The sequence below is a fragment of the Pseudomonas sp. NDM genome (assembly GCF_003105095.1).
Classification (GTDB): Bacteria; Pseudomonadota; Gammaproteobacteria; order Pseudomonadales; family Pseudomonadaceae; genus Aquipseudomonas; species Aquipseudomonas moraviensis_A.
The window spans coordinates 17,537-37,006 of record NZ_QETJ01000029.1; the positions used below are offsets into that span (position 1 = coordinate 17,537).

12 protein-coding genes and 1 pseudogene are annotated in these 19,470 nt (G+C 60.9%); 4 read left to right on the forward strand and 9 right to left on the reverse strand.

Annotated features, from left to right (window positions below):
- The first annotated feature begins 97 nt into the window (after nt 1–97).
- From DCO47_RS09420 to mapR, 3 genes are all read left to right on the forward strand, one after another.
- Nucleotides 98–346 (forward strand): DUF3203 family protein, encoded by a 249-nt coding sequence (locus tag DCO47_RS09420; RefSeq protein WP_116657976.1) that lies wholly within the window; start codon nt 98–100, stop codon nt 344–346.
- A 195-nt stretch (nt 347–541) separates the two neighbouring features.
- Entirely contained in the window at nt 542–1,972 is a 1,431-nt protein-coding gene (gene ccoG / locus DCO47_RS09425; RefSeq protein ID WP_116657977.1) for a cytochrome c oxidase accessory protein CcoG, read from the forward strand.
- A 238-nt stretch (nt 1,973–2,210) separates the two neighbouring features.
- A complete protein-coding gene (mapR, locus tag DCO47_RS09430; protein WP_065617277.1) occupies nt 2,211–3,620 on the forward strand; it encodes a GntR family transcriptional regulator MpaR in 1,410 nt (469 codons plus the stop codon).
- 125 nt (nt 3,621–3,745) lie between these two features.
- Here the strand turns inward: mapR and DCO47_RS09435 are convergent, their stop codons facing one another.
- The 7 genes from DCO47_RS09435 to tpx form a co-directional block, all read right to left on the reverse strand.
- Nucleotides 3,746–4,492, reverse strand: a complete 747-nt coding sequence (locus DCO47_RS09435) for an SDR family oxidoreductase (RefSeq protein ID WP_116657978.1) — start codon at nt 4,490–4,492, stop codon at nt 3,746–3,748.
- A gap of 243 nt (nt 4,493–4,735) precedes the next feature.
- Nucleotides 4,736–6,817 carry a bifunctional diguanylate cyclase/phosphodiesterase gene (locus tag DCO47_RS09440; protein WP_116657979.1) on the reverse strand — a complete coding sequence of 694 codons (2,082 nt, stop codon included), beginning with the start codon at nt 6,815–6,817 and terminating at the stop codon, nt 4,736–4,738.
- Between the two features lie 269 nt (nt 6,818–7,086).
- A complete protein-coding gene (locus tag DCO47_RS09445; RefSeq protein WP_116657980.1) occupies nt 7,087–8,556 on the reverse strand; it encodes an efflux transporter outer membrane subunit in 1,470 nt (489 codons plus the stop codon).
- Nucleotides 8,553–11,660: an efflux RND transporter permease subunit gene (locus DCO47_RS09450; protein ID WP_116657981.1), complete on the reverse strand. Its 3,108-nt coding sequence runs from the start codon at nt 11,658–11,660 to the stop codon at nt 8,553–8,555. Before DCO47_RS09450 ends, DCO47_RS09445 begins: the two co-directional genes overlap by 4 nt.
- 142 nt (nt 11,661–11,802) lie before the next feature.
- Entirely contained in the window at nt 11,803–14,904 is a 3,102-nt protein-coding gene (locus DCO47_RS09455; protein ID WP_042609850.1) for an MdtB/MuxB family multidrug efflux RND transporter permease subunit, read from the reverse strand.
- Nucleotides 14,901–16,205 (reverse strand): MdtA/MuxA family multidrug efflux RND transporter periplasmic adaptor subunit, encoded by a 1,305-nt coding sequence (locus tag DCO47_RS09460; RefSeq protein WP_065617274.1) that lies wholly within the window; start codon nt 16,203–16,205, stop codon nt 14,901–14,903. Before DCO47_RS09460 ends, DCO47_RS09455 begins: the two co-directional genes overlap by 4 nt.
- 174 nt (nt 16,206–16,379) lie before the next feature.
- Entirely contained in the window at nt 16,380–16,880 is a 501-nt protein-coding gene (tpx, locus tag DCO47_RS09465) for a thiol peroxidase (RefSeq protein WP_039760445.1), read from the reverse strand.
- A 243-nt stretch (nt 16,881–17,123) separates the two neighbouring features.
- On the opposite strand from tpx, the pseudogene DCO47_RS27270 reads away from it, so the two are divergent.
- A pseudogene (locus DCO47_RS27270) lies at nt 17,124–17,210 on the forward strand (YciI family protein); the annotation flags it as partial.
- 138 nt (nt 17,211–17,348) lie between these two features.
- On the opposite strand, the gene DCO47_RS09480 reads toward DCO47_RS27270, so the two are convergent.
- Nucleotides 17,349–18,026 (reverse strand): DUF3313 domain-containing protein, encoded by a 678-nt coding sequence (locus DCO47_RS09480; RefSeq protein ID WP_042609848.1) that lies wholly within the window; start codon nt 18,024–18,026, stop codon nt 17,349–17,351.
- Nucleotides 18,027–18,155: 129 nt separating this feature from the next.
- Nucleotides 18,156–19,130, reverse strand: a complete 975-nt coding sequence (locus DCO47_RS09485) for a hypothetical protein (RefSeq protein ID WP_065617272.1) — start codon at nt 19,128–19,130, stop codon at nt 18,156–18,158.
- Nucleotides 19,131–19,470: the final 340 nt, after the last annotated feature.

Sequence of the window (19,470 nt, forward strand, 5' to 3'; positions counted from 1 at the left end):
ATCGATGGACAACAGCGACCATTAATCGGTTGCGCAGAACGATTGGCACGCTGCGCGTCCTAATGTGCAGACCTCCCTGCAAAAAAGGACTGCCGACATGCCCGTGCGAATCGATGAATCCAACCCCGAGCAGAAAGTGTGTTTTTTCACCGTCGAACACGGCGAGGAAATCCGCATCTGCGACACCCTCGAAGTCATGACCGATAGCGAAAAAGCCATGTCGTACGTGGACATCGAAGGTAAACGCACCTACATCACTGAAGCCGAGGCTGATGCCTTGACCGTCGCCGGGGCCAGGGACGGGCGCAAACACCTGAAGGCCGATGACTCTGATTCGGTGGTTTGACTGATCTCGCTCAATACTCTGCGCAAACGCCTGCCCCAGGCGTTTGCGCCGCGCCCGGCCTGATGCTTCAAGTTGTCGCAGGCCTTGTACCAAAACTCATCTGATCCGCTTTTTATTGCCAGACCTGAATCTGTTCTGCTAACAGATCGGCGCTCATAGTGCATCAGCCTGATGGAGGCTGATGAGCGAACGACCATGAGCGAGCAAATCCCCGTCCGAACCGTAGAAGCATCGCCGACGATAAAAAACGTCCCCGCGCGCCCGCTGAGGGCAATTGCCCAATCCAGCGACAAGCAGATCCACACCCGCAGTTTCACCGGTCTGTTCCGCAACTTGCGCATCAGCGGCGCCGGTTTTTTGTTTGTGTTGTTCTTCGGCACTGTCTGGCTCAACTGGGGCGGCCGCCAGGCGGTGCTGTGGGATTTGTCGGAAAGCAAATTCCACATTTTCGGCGCGACATTCTGGCCGCAGGATTTCATTCTGCTTTCGGCGCTGCTGATCATCGCCGCGTTCGGTCTGTTCGCGATTACCGTGTTCGCCGGGCGGGTATGGTGCGGTTACACCTGCCCGCAGAGTTCGTGGACCTGGATCTTCATGTGGTGCGAGAAGATCACCGAAGGCGAGCGCAACCAGCGGATCAAACTGCAAGCCGCGCCGTGGGGTCTCAACAAACTGGCGCGCCGCGCGGCCAAGCACACGCTGTGGCTGGCAATTAGCGTGATGACCGGCCTGACCTTCGTGGGTTACTTCACTCCTATCCGGCCATTGGCCGACGAACTGCTGACCCTGCAAATCGGTGGCGTCAGCCTGTTCTGGGTGCTGTTCTTCGCTGCCGCCACCTACATCAACGCCGGTTGGCTGCGCGAAGCGGTGTGCATGCACATGTGTCCGTATGCGCGATTCCAGAGTGTGATGTTCGACAAGGACACGCTGACCATTGCCTACGACGCCGCCCGTGGCGAAAACCGTGGCCCGCGCAAGCGTGACGTGCGCCCGGTCGAAGCAGGCCTGGGCGACTGCATCGACTGCCAGTTGTGCGTGCAGGTCTGCCCGACCGGCATCGACATCCGCGACGGTTTGCAAATGGAATGCATCGGCTGCGCGGCGTGCATCGATGCCTGCGACTCGATCATGGACAAAATGCATTACCCGCGCGGCTTGATCCGCTACAGTTCCGAGCGCGAACTGCAGGGCGGCAAGACCCATCTGCTGCGTCCGCGTCTGATTGGCTACACGGCGGTGCTGGTGGTGATGATTGGAGCGTTGGTGCTGGCCTTGATCGAGCGTCCGATGGTGTCACTGGACGTGACCAAGGATCGCGGGTTGTTTCGTGAGAATGCTCAGGGGCAGATCGAGAATATCTACTCGCTCAAGGTGATCAACAAGACTCAGCAGCGCCAGGAGTACCGGTTGAGTCTGGTGGATGGCGATGGGTTTGAATTGCAGGGCAAAACGCAACTGAGCCTGGCGCCGGGAGAGATTGTCGATGTGCCGGTGTCGGTGGCGATGACTTCAGAGCGCCCGTCCAGTAGTTCGCAGACGTTGAGTTTCAGGATTGAAGACAGTGACCAGCCGCAGGTTTACAGCGTGGCGAAGAGCCGGTTTGTGGCGCCGATGAATCGTTGAGGAGCCGGCATTGCTGCCCTCACCCCAGCCCTCTCCCGGAGGGAGAGGGAGCCGACCTAAGTGTCTGTCGCTATGCATCGACCTGAAAGACCGAGTCGATTATGGATTCGGCAAAGCACTGTCAGGTCGGCGTATTTCATCAGCATCCCCCAATCAGTCCCCTCTCCCTCTGGGAGAGGGCTAGGGTGAGGGCTCCTTCCTTGACACCCCACAAAATCAAGTCCACCAAGGCCCACCGATGAAACGCTACGAAAAATTCGCCGATGACATCGCTGAACTGATTCGCTCTGGCGTGCTCGGTCCCGGCCAGCGCGTGCCGTCGGTGCGCTATGCCAGCCAGACTTACGGGGTCAGCCCGTCGACGGTGTTCCAGGCCTATTACCTGCTCGAGCGCCGCGGCCTGATCCGCGCCCGGCCGCGTTCCGGGTACTTCGTCAACGCCCATACGCCGAACACGTTCTCCGAGCCGGTCATCAGCAGCCAAGTCAACGAATCAACCGAAGTCGACGTCAGCGAACTGGTGTTCTCGGTACTTGACTCGATCAAGGATCCGAACACCGTGCCGTTCGGCTCGGCATTCCCCAGTCCGACCCTGTTCCCGCTGCAGCGTCTGTCGCGCTCCCTGGCGAGCGCCGCGCGGGAGATGGATCCGCGCATGGTCGTCACCGACATGTCGCCGGGCAACCCGCAACTGCGTCGACAGATCGCCCTGCGCTACATGGTCGGCGGGCTGATGCTGCCAATGGAAGAATTGCTCATCACCAACGGCGCGCTCGAAGCGCTGAACCTGTGCCTGCAAGCGGTGACCGAACCCGGTGATCTGGTGGCCATCGAGGCCCCGGCGTTCTACGCCAGCCTGCAAGTGCTCGAGCGTCTGAAGCTCAAAGCGGTGGAAATCCCCGTGCACCCGCGTGACGGCATCGACCTTGGCGTGCTCGCGCAAACCCTGGAACGTCATCCGATCAAAGCCTGCTGGTGCATGACCAGTTTCCAGAATCCGATGGGCGCGAGCATGCCCGAGGCGAAAAAACAGGAACTGGTCGATCTGCTGCGTCAGCATCAGGTGCCGTTGATCGAGGACGATGTCTACGCCGAACTCTACTACGGCCAACAGGCGCCGAAACCGGCCAAGGCCTTCGACACCGAAGGACTGGTCATGCATTGCGGCTCGTTCGCCAAGAGCCTCGCCCCCGGCTATCGCGTTGGCTGGGTCGCCGCCGGGCGTTATGCGCAGAAAGTCGAACGGCTGAAGTTGATGACCTCGCTGTGCGCGTCGATGCCGGCGCAAGCGGCGATCGCCGACTATCTGCAACACGGCGGCTACGATCGGCACCTGCGCAAGCTGCGTTATGCCCTGGAAGAACAGCAGCGCGCGATGCTCGCAGCGATCGCCCGTTACTTCCCCGCGCAGACCCGGGTCAGCCAACCGGCCGGCGGCTATTTTCTGTGGCTGGAATTGCCGGAGCAGATGGATTCGCTGAAATTGTTTCAAATGGCGCTGGCACAAGGCATCAGCATCGCGCCGGGGCCGATTTTCTCGCCGACCCAGCGCTTCAGGAATTGTATTCGCTTGAACTACGGCAGCCCGTGGACCGAGGAATCGGAGAAGGCCATGGAGACGTTGGGGCGGATTGTGCGGTCGTTCTGATGATTATGTGTTGGCCGGGCCATTGCTATCGCGAGCAGGCTCACTCCTACATTTGAAATGCGATTCCCTTGTAGGAGTGAGCCTGCTCGCGATGGCGCCAAACCAGACAACACAAACCCAAAGCCCTAGCGCCCACCCCCAAAATCAACAAACGTCCCGGTCGCATACGAAGCCTTGTCCGACAGCAACCAGACAATCGCCTCGGCCACTTCATCCGGCCGCCCGCCCCGGGCCATGGGAATCGCCGACTCAAGCTTGCTGACCCGATCCGGATCGCCGCTCAAGGCATGGAAGTCGGTATAGATGTAGCCCGGACGCACGGCATTGACGCGAATCCCCTCGCCGGCGACTTCCTTGGACAGACCCACCGTGAACGTGTCCAGCGCACCTTTGGACGCGGCGTAATCGACGTACTCGTTCGGCGAACCGAGGCGTGCGGCGACTGAGGAGACGTTGACGATACTTCCGCCCTGCCCGCCATGTTTGGGCGACATGCGCAGGATCGCGTGTTTGGCGCAGAGGATCGGCGCCAGGACGTTGGTTTTCATGATTTTGAGGATGCGGAATTCGGACATTTCGTCGACCCGCGACTTCTGGCCCACGGTGCCGGCGTTGTTGACCAGTGCGGTGACCCGGCCCAGCTCACTGTCGACGCGCTGAAACATCGCGATCACTTCGTCTTCGATACTGACATCGGCGCGAACCGCAATGGCCTGGGCACCCAAGGCTCGAACCTGCTCGAACACGCTGTGTGCGGCCTGTTCATCCGACTGATAGTTGATGCAGATCCGGTAGCCCTGTGCGGCTGCCAACAAAGCCGTGGCAGCGCCGATTCCGCGCCCGCCACCGGTGATGACAATGACTTTATCCATGCTGGCCTTCTCCCACGTGCACACGTAACAGTCGGGGCCAAGAATAACTGCGAATGACGGGTTTTGCATGGGCTGTGTCAATGGCCCGAATCTTGATCCCGTCTGCAGGTTCACGACATTGTGGCGAGGGAGCTTGCTCCCGCTTGAGTGCGCAGCGCGCACAAAATTCTGAGGGCGCTACGCACCCAGCGGGAGCAAGCTCCCTCGCCACAAACAGTCTTGTCGGCAGATCTGTCTGTGGTCTCAGACCACCGCCAGCCTTTGCCCGCGCACGATGTCCTGCATGAAGCGCTCCGCCGGCATCGGGTGGCCGAGCAGATAGCCCTGCAGCGAATCACAGCCCAATTTGGTCAGGAAATCCTGCTGCGCGCCGGTCTCGACGCCCTCGGCGACAATCCGCAGGTCCAGGGCCTGTCCCAGCGCGACGATCGCCGAAACGATCGCAGCGTCATCGCTGTCGTGCTCCAGATCCCGGACGAAACCACGGTCAATCTTCAACTCATTGGCTGGCAGGCGTTTGAGGTACATCAGGCTGGAATAACCGGTGCCGAAGTCGTCGATCGACAGGTCGACGCCCATGTCCGACAGCTCTTGCAGCACGGTCATGCTCGCGTCAGCGTCGCTCATGGCGGTGGTTTCAGTGATTTCCAGGGTCAGGCTGTTGGCCGGCAAATGGTGGGTCGCCAAGGCCTCGGCCACACTCTGCACCAGCCCGGCATGACAGAACTGCAATGCCGAGAGGTTCACGGCAATGCGCCAGTCGGTGTAACCGAGCACGTACCACTCGCGCATCTGCCGGCAGGCTTCGTTGAGCACCCATTCGCCCATCGGGATGATCAGCCCGGTTTTCTCCGCCAGATCGATGAACTTGTCCGGCATCAACATGCCATGCAGTGGATGCGCCCAGCGCAGCAGCGCTTCGGCACCGACCGGGCGACCGTTGGCGGCGTCGAATTTCGGCTGGTAATGCAGGCAGAACTGGTTGTGCTCGATGGCCGCGCGCAGGTCCTGCAACAGTTGCAATTGTTTGCGCGCGTTGGTGTTCATCGACGCATCGAAGAAGCTGTAGCCGTTCTTGCCGCCGCCCTTGGCGTGGTACATCGCCGCGTCGGCGTTCATCAGCAGCTCTTGAGCGTTGTCACCGTTGCCCGGATACAAAGCAATGCCGACACTGGCGGAAATCTGCAGGTCATGTTCAGCGACGCGGAACGTGCGGCCGATCAGGCCCACCTGGCGTGCGGCCAGACCCAGAGCATCGTTGCGCTCGCTCAGCCGCACGAGCAGGACAAATTCATCGCCACCGATCCGCGCCAGAGTGTCCTGGCTGCGCAAGTCTTCACGCAGACGCACGCCGACTTCGCGCAGCAACTGGTCGCCCATGTGATGGCCGAACGCGTCGTTGACCGGTTTGAAGCCGTCGAGATCGATGAACATCAAGGCGAAGCAGCCGCCCTGTTCCTCGACTTTTCTGATCGCCTGATTGATCCGGTCATCGAGCAGCATGCGGTTCGGCAGGCCGGTGAGCGGATCGTGCAAGGCCAATTGGGTGAGTTCGCGGTTGGCTACGGTCAGCGAGTGCGCCAGATCAGCGGTGCGCGCTTCGAGACGGGCGTCGAGAATCGAGGTCAGCAAGGCGATCGACAGCACCGCCAGCGTAGTGACCACCACCAGACTGTCGAGACCGTTGCCCTTCAAACCATTCAGCGTCGCGCCGCAGAAACTGCCATCGGGAAATTGCGCCGCCGCCATGCCGGTGTAATGCATGCCGACAATCGCCACACCCATGATCACCGCCGCGCCGGCGCGAATCAGTCGCACATAGGGCGACTGCTGGCGCAACCGAAAGGCAATCCACAACGCCGCTGCCGAAGCGCCGACGGCAATCAGCAAAGAGGCGCTGAACAACGTCGGGTCGTAATCGATGCCCGGGGTCATGCGCAGCGCGGCCATGCCGGTGTAATGCATGGCGCTGATGCCCGCCCCCATGATCAAGGCGCCGAAAGCCAGTTGCGCCAGTGGCAGCTTCGGCTGGCTGACCAGCCATAAGGCAAAGCCGCAAGAAAGCACCGCGATCAATAACGACAACGCGGTCAGGGCGAAGTCATAGCCCAGGTCGATCGGTAGTTTGAAGGCGAGCATGCCGATGAAATGCATCGACCAGACGCCAACGCCCATCGCCAACGCCCCGCCCGCCGTCCAGAAATGCACGGCCCGGCCTTTCGCCGTGGCGATGCGTCCGGTCAGGTCAAGCGCCGTGTAAGAAGCCAGAATGGCCACGCACAACGAGATGAGAACCAGGGTGAAGGAGTAACTGCCGATGAGCATGGACGTTCTCGTAACGAGCCGAAACCGTACTGCTTCCATTCTCGGTCGGGCAAATGCGGCGATTGTACTGATTGCGCAGAAGAACGCACTGACAAAGTAACCAAATTGCCATCAAGCCGATGAAACGCTTGTTCGATCGTCCTACAAGGCTCTGCGGTGGGCTTTAAGCTCACCCCTGTGGGAGCGAGCCTGCTCGCGATGACGTCAGCACATCCAACATCTCGCTCGACTGACCCACCGCTTTCGCGAGCAGGCTCGCTCCTACACGTTCAGCGGTTATCGCTGACGTCGAGTTGGCCATCCCAACCGCCGCCGAGTGCGGCAATCAGTTGCACGCTGGCGATCAGTCGGTTCTGCAGGATATTCAGCACACTGCGTTCGTTGCTCAGCGCCGTGGCCTGCACCACCACCACGTCGATATAGGCGATCAGGCCGGCCTTGTACTGGTTTTCGGTGAGGCGCAGGGAATCGCGCGCGGCGTCCAGTGCTTCCTGGCGCACCGCTGCTTCGTCTTCATACACCTTGAGCTGGACCAGGTAGTTTTCCACCTCTCGGAAGCCGTCGAGCACGGTCTGGCGGTAGCGGGCGACCGTTTCGTCATAGGCCGCTTCGCTGCGGTCGACCTCGGCGGAACGAATGCCGCCGTCGAACAACGGCAACGACAGCTGCGGGCCGACCGACCAGAAACGGTTCGGCAGGCTGATCAGGTTTTTCGACGTGCTGCTGCTGTAGCCGCCGCTCAGACTCAGGGTCAGGTCCGGGTAATACGCAGCTTTCGCCACGCCGACGTTGGCGTTGGCGGCGATCACCGAGCGCTCGGCCGCAGCGATGTCGGGACGGCGTTCCAGCAGCTGCGAAGGCAGGCTCAGCGGTACTTGCGGCAGGTTCGGGATGCTCTGGCTTTCGGCGATGCTGAAGTTCGCTGGCGCTTCGCCGGTGAGTACCGCGATGGCGTTTTCAAACTGTGCGCGCTGCCAGATCAGATCGACCAGATCGGCCTGGGTGCTTTTCAACTGGGTTTGCGCCTGCGCCACCGCATCGCGCCCGGAAACCCCGGCGCGGTACTGGTTCTGGGTCATTTTCAGCGAGCGTTCGTACGCGGCAACGGTGGCCTCGAGCAGGCGCTTCTGCTGATCGATGACCCGCAGTTGCAGGTAGTTCTGCACCAGTTCCGATTGCTGGCTCAGACGCATCGCCGCCAGATCGGCAAAACTCGCCTGGGCATTGGCCTCATCGGCCTCCAGCCCACGGCGCAGCTTGCCCCACACGTCGGCTTCCCAACTGACGCCCAGTTGCGCGGTATAAGTGTCACGAATACCGCTTGAGGAACTGCTCAGGCTCGAACTGCTGCTGCCGGTGCCCTGACTCGAACGGTTCTTGCCCAGACTCAGGTCGACGCTCGGGTAAAACGCCCCGCGCGCACTGCGCACCAGAGCCTGCGCCTGACGGAACTGCGCCTCGGACTGGGCGACGGTCTGGTTGGCGCTGTTGAGTTTCTCGATCAAGGCGTTGAGCTGCTGATCGCCGTACAACTCCCACCAGGCACCGCGAGCCAGCGAGTCGGTCGGGTTGGCCTGACGCCAGCCTTCGGCTTCCTTGAACTGAGCGATTTCGGCGGTTTGCGGACGCTGGTAGTCCGGGCCGACGGCGCAAGCGCTGAGCAGCGCCACGCACAACGACAGGCTCAACAGGCGCGAGCCGCGTGCGGTGGCCAATTGGATAAGCGAACGGTCAGTCATAGCGGAGTTTCCAGAGCGGCATCAGTGCGCACGCCACGCCATTTGTTGAAGCGATGGCGCAGCTTGTCGAGATAGAGGTAAACCACCGGGGTGGTGTAAAGGGTCAGGACCTGGCTGAACACCAGGCCGCCAATGATGGTCAAGCCCAGCGGCTGGCGCATTTCCGCCCCCTCGGCGCGGCCGAGCAGCAGCGGCAAGGCACCGAGAATCGCCGCCAGCGTGGTCATCAGGATCGGCCGCAGCCGTTGCAGGCAGGCGCTGCGAATCGACTCCAGCGGCGACAGGCCTTGATGCCGCTCCAGTTGCAGCGCGAGGTCGATCATCAGAATGGCGTTTTTCTTCACCACGCCGATCAGCAGGAATATTCCCAGCAGGGAAATCAGGCTGAACTCACCGCCCAGCGCGTAAATCGACAACAGCGCGCCGACCCCGGCCGAAGGCAAGGTCGAGAGAATGGTCAGTGGATGAATGTAACTTTCATACAGCACACCGAGCACCAGATACACCGCCAGCAATGCGCCGAGGATCATGAACGGCTGGCTCTTCTGTGTGGCCGCAAAGGCATCAGCGGTGCCGGCCATTTTCGCGATGACATCTTCCGGCAGGCCGACTTTGGCGATCGCCCGTTCAATGGCAGCACTGCCCTGCTCCACGGTCACGCCTTCGGCCATATCAAAAGAAATGCTCTCGGAAGCAAACTGGCCTTCGTGGCTGACCCGGTCGTTTTCCAGACTGTTTTCGTAATGGGCGAACGTCGACAGCGGCACCCGCGCGCCGTCAGCGGTAATCACCTCGACCTGCTTGAGTGTCACCGGATCCTGGGCGTATTTCGGGTTGACCTCCATCACCACCTGATACTGGTTGAGGCTGTCGTAAATCGTCGAAATCTGCCGCTGGCTGTAGGCGTTGTTGAGCACGGCGGTGACCATGTTCATATCGACCCCGAGGCGTTTGGCCTGATCCCGGTCAACAATCAACGTCACCTGCTGCGCCCCGGCACCTTCGCGGGCATCGATGGCGGTCAGCTCGGGCAAGGCCCGCAACGCGGTGACCACTTTCGGAAACCACTTGCGCAGCTCGGCGAGGTCGCCGCTTTGCAGGATGTAGGTGTATTGCGAACTGGTCTGCTCGCGGCCGCCGCCAAATTGCAGGTCCTGGTCGGCCATCAGCATCAACTGCGCCCCGGGCACCTTGGGCATTTCCTTGCGCAGACGCTCGATGACTTTCTGCGCCGACAGCTGGCGCTCCTTGATCGGTTTCAGGCGCACGATCATGAAAGCGTTGTTGGTGCCGTTGTTGCCGCCAATGAACCCGGCCACGCTTTCCACCGTTTCATCCTTGAGCACGGCGCGGCGGAAGGTTTCCATTTTCGGCTGCATGACATTGAACGACAGACCGTCGTCGCCGCGCACAAATCCAATCAACTGGCCGGTGTCCTGCTGCGGCAGAAAGGTTTTCGGCACCACCACATAGAGCGCAATGTTGACCCCGACGGTGAGCAGCAGGCTGAGCAAGGTCAGACGCCGATGACGCAACACCCAGTCGAGGCTGGTGGCGTATTTGCCGACCATCCAGTCGTTGGTCTTCTGACTCCAGCGTTGCAGACGGTTTTCCTGACCTGGCGTGTGTGGCTTGAGCCAGCGCGCGCAGAGCATCGGAGTCAGTGTGAGGGAAACCACCAGCGACACCACAATTGCCGCCGCCAGCGTGATGGAGAATTCGCGAAACAGGCTTTCGACCAGCCCGCCCATGAACAGGATCGACAGAAACACCGCCACCAGCGAGACGTTCATCGACAACAGGGTGAAGCCGACTTCCTTGGCGCCGAGATACGCGGCCTGCATCGGTTTCACGCCTTCGTCGATGTGCCGGGAAATGTTCTCCAGCACCACAATGGCGTCGTCCACCACCAGACCGGTGGCCAGGATCAGGGCCATCAGCGACAGATTGTTCAGCGAGAAACCATAGAGGTACATCACTGCAAACGTGCCGACCAGCGACACCGGCACCGCCAGGGTCGGGATCAGCGAGGCGCGGAAGTTACCGAGAAACAGGTACACCACCAACACCACCAGGGCGACGGCGATCAGCAAGGTCATCTCGGCTTCGTGCAGCGTGGCCTTGATCACCGGCGAGCGATCCATGGCCAGATTGAGTTTGACGCTGGCCGGCAGCACCGCTTGCAGGGCGGGCAATTGCGCCTTGATCTCGTTGACCGTCTCGATGATGTTGGCGCCTGCCTGACGGTTGATCACCAGCAAAACCGCCGCGTCATCGTTGAAGAAACCGCTGTTGTAACGGTCTTCGACGCCATCGCTGACTTTCGCCACGTCCTTGAGCCGCAGCGCGGCGCCGTCGGCGTAGTGAATGATCAGCGACTCGTAATCCCTGGCTTTCTCCAACTGGTCGTTGGCCTGGATCTGCCACAAACGCTGACCGTCCTCGACCGAGCCCTTGGGCCGGCGCACGTTGGCGTCAGCGATGGTCTTGCGCACATCGTCGAGGGCCACGCCGTACTGGTTCAGCGCCTGCGGCTCAAGTTCGATGCGCACCGCCGGCAGCGAACTGCCGCCGATCTGCACTTCACCGACACCCTGCACCTGTGAAAGGCTTTGCGAAAGAATGGTCGAGGCCAGGTCGTAGAGCTGGCCCTTTTCCAGCACATCCGAAGTCAGCGACAGCACCATGATTGGCGCCTGCGACGGGTTGACCTTTTTATAGGTCGGCATGCTGCGCATCCCGCTTGGCAGCAGATTGCGCGAGGCATTGATCGCCGCCTGCACTTCCCGCGCCGCGCCATTGATGTCGCGGTCGAGGTCGAATTGCAGAATGACCCGCGTCGAACCCTGACTGGAGCGGCTGCTCATGGTGTTGACGCCGGCAATCGCACCGAACGACCGCTCCAGCGGCGTCGCCACCGTCGAAGCCATCACCTCGGGACTGGCGCCCGGCAGACTGGCCTGGACGACGATCACCGGGAAATCCATCTGCGGCAACGGCGATACCGGCAAGAGACCGAAACTGACACCGCCGAGCAACATGATTGCCAGGGAGAGCAGCATGGTTGCGACTGGGCGCTTGATGAAAGGGCCGGAAAGATTCATCGAACGCGATCCCCAACTTCACGCGAATCCCCTGTAGGAGTGAGCCTGCTCGCGATAGCGGTGTGTCTGTCTACCGTGATGGTGCAGGTGCCGGCCTCATCGCGAGCAGGCTCACTCCTACACAAGTTTTGCGTTCCGCCAGTCATACCGCGACCTCTTCACCATCAGCCTTGGCCTTGCCAAAGCGCCTTCCGAGGCGGTCGAAGTACAGGTAGATCACGGGCGTGGTGAACAGCGTCAACACTTGGCTCACCAGCAAACCGCCAACCATCACCAGACCCAACGGCTGACGCAACTCAGCCCCGGAACCGGTGGCCAGCATCAGTGGCACCGCGCCAAACAACGCCGCCAGCGTGGTCATCAGGATCGGTCGGAAGCGCAGCAGCGCCGCCTGATAGATCGCCTCCGCCGGCGCCATGCCCTGGGTACGTTCGGCGTCGAGGGCGAAGTCGATCATCATGATCGCGTTCTTCTTGACGATACCGATCAGCAGGATGATGCCGATGATCGCGATCATCCCCAGATCGTTGCCGCTGAGCAGCAACGCCAGCAAGGCACCCACCGCGGCGGACGGCAAGGTCGAGAGAATGGTGATCGGATGGATGTAGCTCTCGTAGAGCACGCCAAGCACGATGTACATGGTCACCACCGCCGCCAGAATCAGCAGCAAGGTGCTCGACAGCGACGCCTGGAACGCCTGCGCCGCGCCCTGGAACTGAGTCTGCACGCCGACCGGCATGCCGATGTCCTGCTGGACCTGCTCGATGATGTCCACGGCATGCCCCAACGCCACGCCGGGCGCGAGGTTGAACGACATCATCACTGCCGGGAACTGGCCGATGTGGGTGATTGCCAATTGCGCCTGACGTTCTTCGACGTGCGCCAGACTCGACAGGCGTACCTGCGCGCCATCGGTGGTCTTGACGTGAATCTGATCCAGCGCCTGCGGGCCGATCTTCTCCCCCGCCTGGGCTTGCAGCACCACGCGGTACTGGCTGGCCTGGGTGTAAATGGTCGAAATCTGTCGTTGGCCGAACGCGTCGTACAGCGCATCGGTGATGTTCGCCACCGACACGCCAAGGCGCGAAGCGGCGTCGCGGTCGATCACCAGATAGACCTGCAAGCCTTTGTCCTGCAGATCACTGGCAACGTCGGTCAACTCCGGCCGCTGCGCCAACGCCTCGACCAGACGACCGCTCCACTGGCTGAGCAATTCGGAATCCGGCGACGACATGCTGAACTGGTACTGGGTGCGGCTGACCCGATCCTCGATGGTCAGGTCCTGTACCGGCTGCATGAACAGCCGAATGCCGACCAGTTTGTCCAGTTGCGGTTGCAGGCGCGTGATCACTTCACCGGCGCTCAGATCACGCTCGCTATGGGGCTTGAGGTTGATCAGCAAACGGCCGCTATTGAGCGTAGCGTTGTCGCCGTCGACACCAATGTAGGACGACAGACTCTGCACTGCAGGGTCTTCGAGAATGATCTTCGCCAGTTGCTGCTGGCGCTCGCCCATCGCCGCGAAGGATATCGACTGCGGTGCTTCGGAAATGCCCTGAATCACCCCGGTGTCCTGCACCGGAAAAAAGCCCTTCGGCACGATCACATAAAGAAACACGGTCAACGCCAGTGTGCCGATCGCGACCAGCAAGGTCAGCGGCTGATGCTTGAGCACCCAGCGCAGCATCCGTCCGTATTCGTTGATCATCCAGTCGATGAACGCACCGCTGGCACGATAGAACCGGCCCTGCTCGTGTTCTTGCGGTTCACGCTTGAGCAGGCGCGCGCACATCATCGGCGTCAGGGTCAGCGACACGACCAGGGAGATCAGGATCGCCACGGCCAGGGTGATAGCGAACTCGCGGAACAGTCGCCCCACCACGTCGGCCATGAACAGCAGCGGAATCAGTACGGCGATCAACGACAGGGTCAGGGAAATCAGAGTGAAACCGATCTGTTTCGCGCCCTTGAGCGCGGCCTGCATCGGACTGTCGCCCTCCTCGATGAAGCGCGAAATATTCTCGAGCATGACGATGGCGTCGTCGACCACGAAACCGGTGGCAATGGTCAGCGCCATCAGGGTCAGGTTGTTCACCGAGAACCCGGCGAGGTACATCACGCCGAAGGTGCCGATCAGCGACAGCGGCACGGCCACTGACGGGATGATCGTCGCACTGGCGCGGCGCAGAAACAGGAACGTGACCATGACCACCAGCGCGATGGCGATCAGCAGTTCGTGTTGCACATCGGTGACCGAGGCGCGGATGGTCTGGGTGCGATCCGTCAGCACAGTGACATCGAGGCCGGCCGGCAGGTTGTCGGTGATGCTCGGCAGCAAGGCCTTGATGCGGTCGACCACTTCGATGACGTTGGCGCCGGGCTGACGCTGGATGTTCAGCAGCACCGCCTGATTCTGATTGGCCCACGCGGCGAGACGCTCGTTTTCAGCACCATCGACGATTTCCGCGACGTCCTTGAGCCGCAACGGCGCGCCGTTTTTGTAGGTCAGGATCAGGTTGGCGTAGTCCTCGGGCGAGGTCAGCTGGTCGTTGGCATCGAGCATCGACACCCGGGTCGGGCCATCGAAGTTGCCTTTCGGCTGGTTGACGTTGGAAGCGCCGATCAGCGTGCGCACGTCCGACAGATTGAGGCTGTTGGCCGCCAGCGCTTCGGGGTTGACCTTGATCCGCACGGCCTGACGCTGACCGCCGGCAATGCTGACCATGCCGACGCCGCTGATCTGGGCGATTTTCTGCGCCATGCGCGTATCGACCAGATCGTTGAGCTTGGGCAGCAACATGGTTTTCGAGGTGATGGCCAGGGTCAGCACCGGGGTGTCCGCCGGGTTGACCTTGTTGTACACCGGCGGCGCCGGCAGGTCGGTCGGCAGCAGGTTGGTCGCAGCGTTGATCGCGGCCTGCACCTGCTGTTCGGCGACATCCATGTTGATGTCGAGGCTGAAACGCAGGGTCAGCACCGAAGCGCCGCCGGAGCTGGTCGAAGCCATTTGCGTGAGACCGGGCATTTGCCCGAACTGGCGTTCAAGCGGCGCGGTGACGGCGCTGGTCATGACGTCAGGGCTGGCGCCCGGGTACAGGGTCATGACGCGGATGGTTGGGTAATCGACCTGCGGCAAGGCCGAAACCGGCAGCAGGCGATAAGCGATCAGGCCGGCCAGAACAATGGCCAGCATGCTCAGGGTGGTGGCTACCGGACGGAGGATGAACAGCCGCGAGATGTTCATGCGCCCTTCTTGGCCTTGTCAGCGCTGGTCGCGTCCGGATTGGCGGCGGACTTGCCTTGCAGGTGTTCGGTCGGCGAGGTCGGCACTTCGCTGCTGTCATTGACCACTTCGACTTCGCTGCCCTCCTTCAGGCGGTCGGTGCCTTCGAGCACCACGCGATCGCCAGCGGCGAGACCTTCGGTGACCACGGTATTGTCACCGTCGCTGGCACCGATTTTCAGTTGGCGAATGGTGACTTTCTTGTCGCCGTCCAGCGCATAGACAAAGGTGCCGTTGGTACCGAACTGAATAGCGGCGGACGGTGCCAGCACCACGCCTTTCAGCGTGTCGGCCAGCAGGTGGACGTTGACGAACTGGTTGGGAAACAGCGACTGGTCGCGGTTATCGTAGCGGGCCTTGAACTTGAGCGTGCCGGTAGCCACGTCGATCTGGTTGTCGAGGCTTTGCAGCACGCCGGTGGCCTGCAACTTGGTGTCGCCACGGTCCCAGGCTTCGGCAGGCAGCCTGGCGCCGCTGCGGTAACGGGCCAGCACGGTGTCGAGGCTGTTTTCCGGCAAGGTGAAGGCAACGCTGATCGGTTGCGTCTGGGTGATCACTGCGAGGAAGGTGGTGTCGTTGGCCGCGACGAGGTTGCCGACGTCGACCTGACGCAGACCGACGCGGCCGGCAATCGGCGCGCGGATCTTGGTGAATTCGAGATTGAGCTTGGCGTCGTTGACCGCCGCCTGATTGGTCTTGACCGTGCCCAGGTACTGGCCGACCAGCGCTTCGGCAGTGTCGAGGGTCTGTTTGGCGATGCTGTCTTCTTTATACAGACCGCGATAGCGCTCGACGTCGACCTGAGCGTTTTTCAGCTGGGCCTGGTTCTGCAGCAGCGTGCCTTCAGCCTGGAGCAAGGCGTTCTGGTAAGGACGCGGATCGATCTCGGCCAGCAAGTCGCCCGCCTTGACCATCTGGCCTTCCTCGAAATGGATCTTGACCAGTTCACCGCCCACCCGGCTGCGAACATTGATGGTGTTCAGCGCCGTGACCGTGCCCAGCGCCTTGTAATACAGCGGGAAGTCGCCTTTCACCGCCGGCGCCACGCGCACTGGAATCGGACCGGTACCCCCGCCGAAACCTGGCCGCGCCATGCCCGAGCGCCCGGTATGCCCGGCAGTCGCCTTCTCGCCGCCCGCCTTGTCAGCAGAGCCGGCGGGCCAGAATTTCCAGCACAGGACGGCGATCACCAACAGGACAAGCAGGCTGATCAGCCAGCGACGGGACTTGCGGGGGGACGATTGCATGGAGTTATTGACCATTGGGCGCGTGGGCTTCTATTACGGGAGGCTGAACGATAAGCACTGAGTGGATTTAAGCAAAGCAGCTTTACCGGCAATTTACCTTCCACTTACGTTTCAAGGTGTAAGGCAAAACCCTGATACACAAATGAAAACGGCCTGGACAGGGCCAGGCCGTTAACAATTGTAAAAGCCTTACTTGAGAACGGACAGTGCCGCTTCGTAGTTAGGCTCTTCAGCGATTTCCTTGACCAGTTCGCTGTGCAGGACGTTGTCGTTTTCATCCAGCACCACAACCGCGCGAGCGGTCAGGCCTTTCAGCGGGCCGTCAGCAATGGCGACGCCGTAGTTTTCGATGAACTCGCTGCCACGCAGGGTCGACAGGTTCTGGACGTTTTCCAGACCTTCGGCGCCGCAGAAGCGTGCCTGGGCGAACGGCAGGTCAGCGGAGATGCACAGCACCACGGTGTTGCTGATGTCGTTGGCCTGGGCGTTGAACTTGCGCACGGAGGTGGCGCAGGTCGGGGTGTCGACGCTTGGGAAGATGTTCAGGACTTTGCGCTTGCCGGCGAAGTCTTGCAGGGTGACGTCGGACAGATTGCCGGCTACCAGGGAAAAGGCTGGCGCCTTGGAACCGGCTTGTGGCAACTGGCCATTGACTTGAACCGGATTGCCTTTGAGGGTGACTTGAGCCATGACTTGAGTCCTTCTGATGGGTGATTGGAAAGCGTGCAAGAAGCGGAAGTTAACCACGAAATCGGCTGACGACCTATGCCCTGTTGGAAATTGTTGGGTGCTGGCCCACACGATTGTATACAACCCACTAGAGATCCCCTGTAGGAGTGAGCCTGCTCGCGATAGCGGTCTATCAGTGCCATCTACATTGGCTGACACGACGCTATCGCGAGCAGGCTCACTCCTACAGAAAAGCGGATTTATATTTCGGCTGAGGATTTTGGCGAGTTACTGACGCCGGAGTTGCGCGAGCAGGAAGAGCGCATCCGCGAGCAAGCGAAAAAAAGCTGAAATGGTTGGTGCCTGACAAGCCGCCTTCGCGAGCAGGCTCGCTCCCACACTGTCCGGTGTCGTACCGATAATCCCGACCCCGGCACCGACCCCTGTGGAAGTGAGCTTGCTCACGAAGAGGCATTCAGCCCCGCGGCATCATTTGGCTTCCGCCTTCAGTTTCAAATACGACTGATGCAGGTCGCTCGCCCAGCCATCGATCACCGCTTTCATGTCATCGGCTTTCATCACCTGGGAAGCGTTTTCCAGCGGTTTGCCGGTGCCCTTGCGCACCACCTGCGCGATGACCTGATTGGTCGCACCGTCCATGAACACCGCCTCGGTCGCCAGCGTGGTTTCCTGGTCGCGGATACCGCTGGCCGTGCTCACCGCTGCGGCGACCAGTGCAATCGGGATCACCTCATAGACTTGCAGCCCCTCGGTCTTGCTGCTGACCGCGGTAATCGCCGGCCGTACCACGATCACACCCGGCCCGGGGCCTGCGGCCAACGGCAGCGACTTGCCGAGTTCGCGCTTGAGCGCCTGATCGTAATAACTCGTGATGCCATTGAGCGTCTGCTGGGGGATTTTCTCGGTGGCTTGCGGCTTTGGATACAGCTGGCTCGGCTCCACGTAAACGCTGGTGAATTTGTTGATGTCGAGTTTCGGGTCCATCCAGCGCATCACCTCGGCACCTGAAGGTGACTTGGCCTCCTTCAGTTGGCTGTAATCCTTGAGAAAACCGGAATACTGGTCAGGCTCGACGGTTTTGCTGGAGCAACCCACCACGCCGAGGGTGGCAATGCACAGCGTGCCCATCATGACGGCTAGCTTCATGCTGTAATTCCTTTGAGAAGGCCAAGACATTTTGCATAGGGGAGATACAGGTATAGCCAAAACCCCGGCAAATGCGATGGCCAATTACAAAGTTCACATCCGACAGCGCGAGTGCCTCGCCAACCGGTATTACCAGGACGATGTCTCTCCACTGCGCAGTGCCATCTCCCGCCGGCTGTTGGCGCGCATCGCTTTGACCAGCGACACCGTCCCTGCCAGCAAAATCGCCGCACCGAACAGAAAATCGATGTTGTACAGCTGGAAATCCTCCACCGGCCCGATCAGCAATGTGCGCACCACCGCAATTCCCACCAGCGTCGCGAGAAAGTCGATTCCCGGCTCATCGCGGTAGAACACCAGCATCAGCGGTAGGCACAGCACCAGCAGCAGCAACAACACCACGACCTTGAACGAACCTTTGCGCTCGACGCTGAACGCGCACTCGTGCGCCCCGTAAGGTTTGTAATCCTCGTCGCGGATCATCGAGTTTTTCTCGTTGATGTAATCGGCGCGGTTGTACTTCTGGATCGGCGTGAAGGTGTTGGACATCTCCATCAGGGTGGTGATGTTCTTGAAGCGCAGGTCGACGCGCTCGCTGCCCTTGAGGTAATACAGCACCGGTTTGTAACCGTAGCGATAGGTGTCGAACGGGAAGGCGGCGGTCTGGGCGTGCACGCCGATCGGCCGTGGCTCAAGCTCGGCGAATGCGCTTTTGTTGGTGGACGAGAGGTTGCGGCTCAGCGGCTGCACCTTGACCTGCTCAAGGAAGATTGGCGTGACGCCGAAGGACCATTGCAGCGGCTCCAGACGCAGGCGCAGTTCGTTGCGGCCCAGGTCGTAGCGGTTGAAGGTGCGTTCGGAGACCACCACCGAACCGCCGACCATGAATTCGCCACGCAGGTTGTTGGTGACGCGCAAGGTCAGTTGATCCTTGCCCAGCAACGCCGCTTCGCTGGTCGGAGGTGTGCCGCACCACGCGGTGCTTTCGCCGACACTGCCGAGCTGGCCGTTGCGGTTTTCCTTGAATACATAAAAGTAACTGGCCCACAGCGTCAGCAGCAAAAGCGACGCCGTGAGACCAAGGATTTTTTTGCCCGGACTCACTGATAAGACTCCCTTCTTCGGTTCCATCGCCCAGCCGAAAACCCGCTGGCGACGGCGACTCTACCAAAAGGCCATCAGTGACCCAAGGGGAAATCCCGCATTAGCAGCGAACCTAAGGGTTTCCCCGGTATTCGCGTCAATCCGTGTAGGAGTGAGCCTGCTCGCGAAAGCGGCGCCGGAGGAAGTGAAGCAGGGGTGGGTGAATCCGGATATGTGAGGTGTGTCAGTGGACTGCCCTCACCCTAGCCCTCTCCCAGAGGGAGAGGGGACTTACCCGGGTGTTTGTTCGAGTTACATCGACCTGGGATATCGCGTCGAACTCTGGTTTTGAACAGCACTC

Coding starts and splice junctions, on each gene's coding strand:
- ccoG (WP_116657977.1), top strand. CDS start 542: ATGAGCGAGCAAATCCCCGTCCGAACCGTAGAAGCATCGCCGACGATA.
- DCO47_RS09460 (WP_065617274.1), bottom strand. CDS start 16,205: ATGGTCAATAACTCCATGCAATCGTCCCCCCGCAAGTCCCGTCGCTGG.
- DCO47_RS09455 (WP_042609850.1), bottom strand. CDS start 14,904: ATGAACATCTCGCGGCTGTTCATCCTCCGTCCGGTAGCCACCACCCTG.
- DCO47_RS09445 (WP_116657980.1), bottom strand. CDS start 8,556: ATGACTGACCGTTCGCTTATCCAATTGGCCACCGCACGCGGCTCGCGC.
- DCO47_RS09420 (WP_116657976.1), top strand. CDS start 98: ATGCCCGTGCGAATCGATGAATCCAACCCCGAGCAGAAAGTGTGTTTT.
- mapR (WP_065617277.1), top strand. CDS start 2,211: ATGAAACGCTACGAAAAATTCGCCGATGACATCGCTGAACTGATTCGC.
- tpx (WP_039760445.1), bottom strand. CDS start 16,880: ATGGCTCAAGTCACCCTCAAAGGCAATCCGGTTCAAGTCAATGGCCAG.
- DCO47_RS09435 (WP_116657978.1), bottom strand. CDS start 4,492: ATGGATAAAGTCATTGTCATCACCGGTGGCGGGCGCGGAATCGGCGCT.
- DCO47_RS09480 (WP_042609848.1), bottom strand. CDS start 18,026: ATGAAGCTAGCCGTCATGATGGGCACGCTGTGCATTGCCACCCTCGGC.
- DCO47_RS09450 (WP_116657981.1), bottom strand. CDS start 11,660: ATGAATCTTTCCGGCCCTTTCATCAAGCGCCCAGTCGCAACCATGCTG.
- DCO47_RS09440 (WP_116657979.1), bottom strand. CDS start 6,817: ATGCTCATCGGCAGTTACTCCTTCACCCTGGTTCTCATCTCGTTGTGC.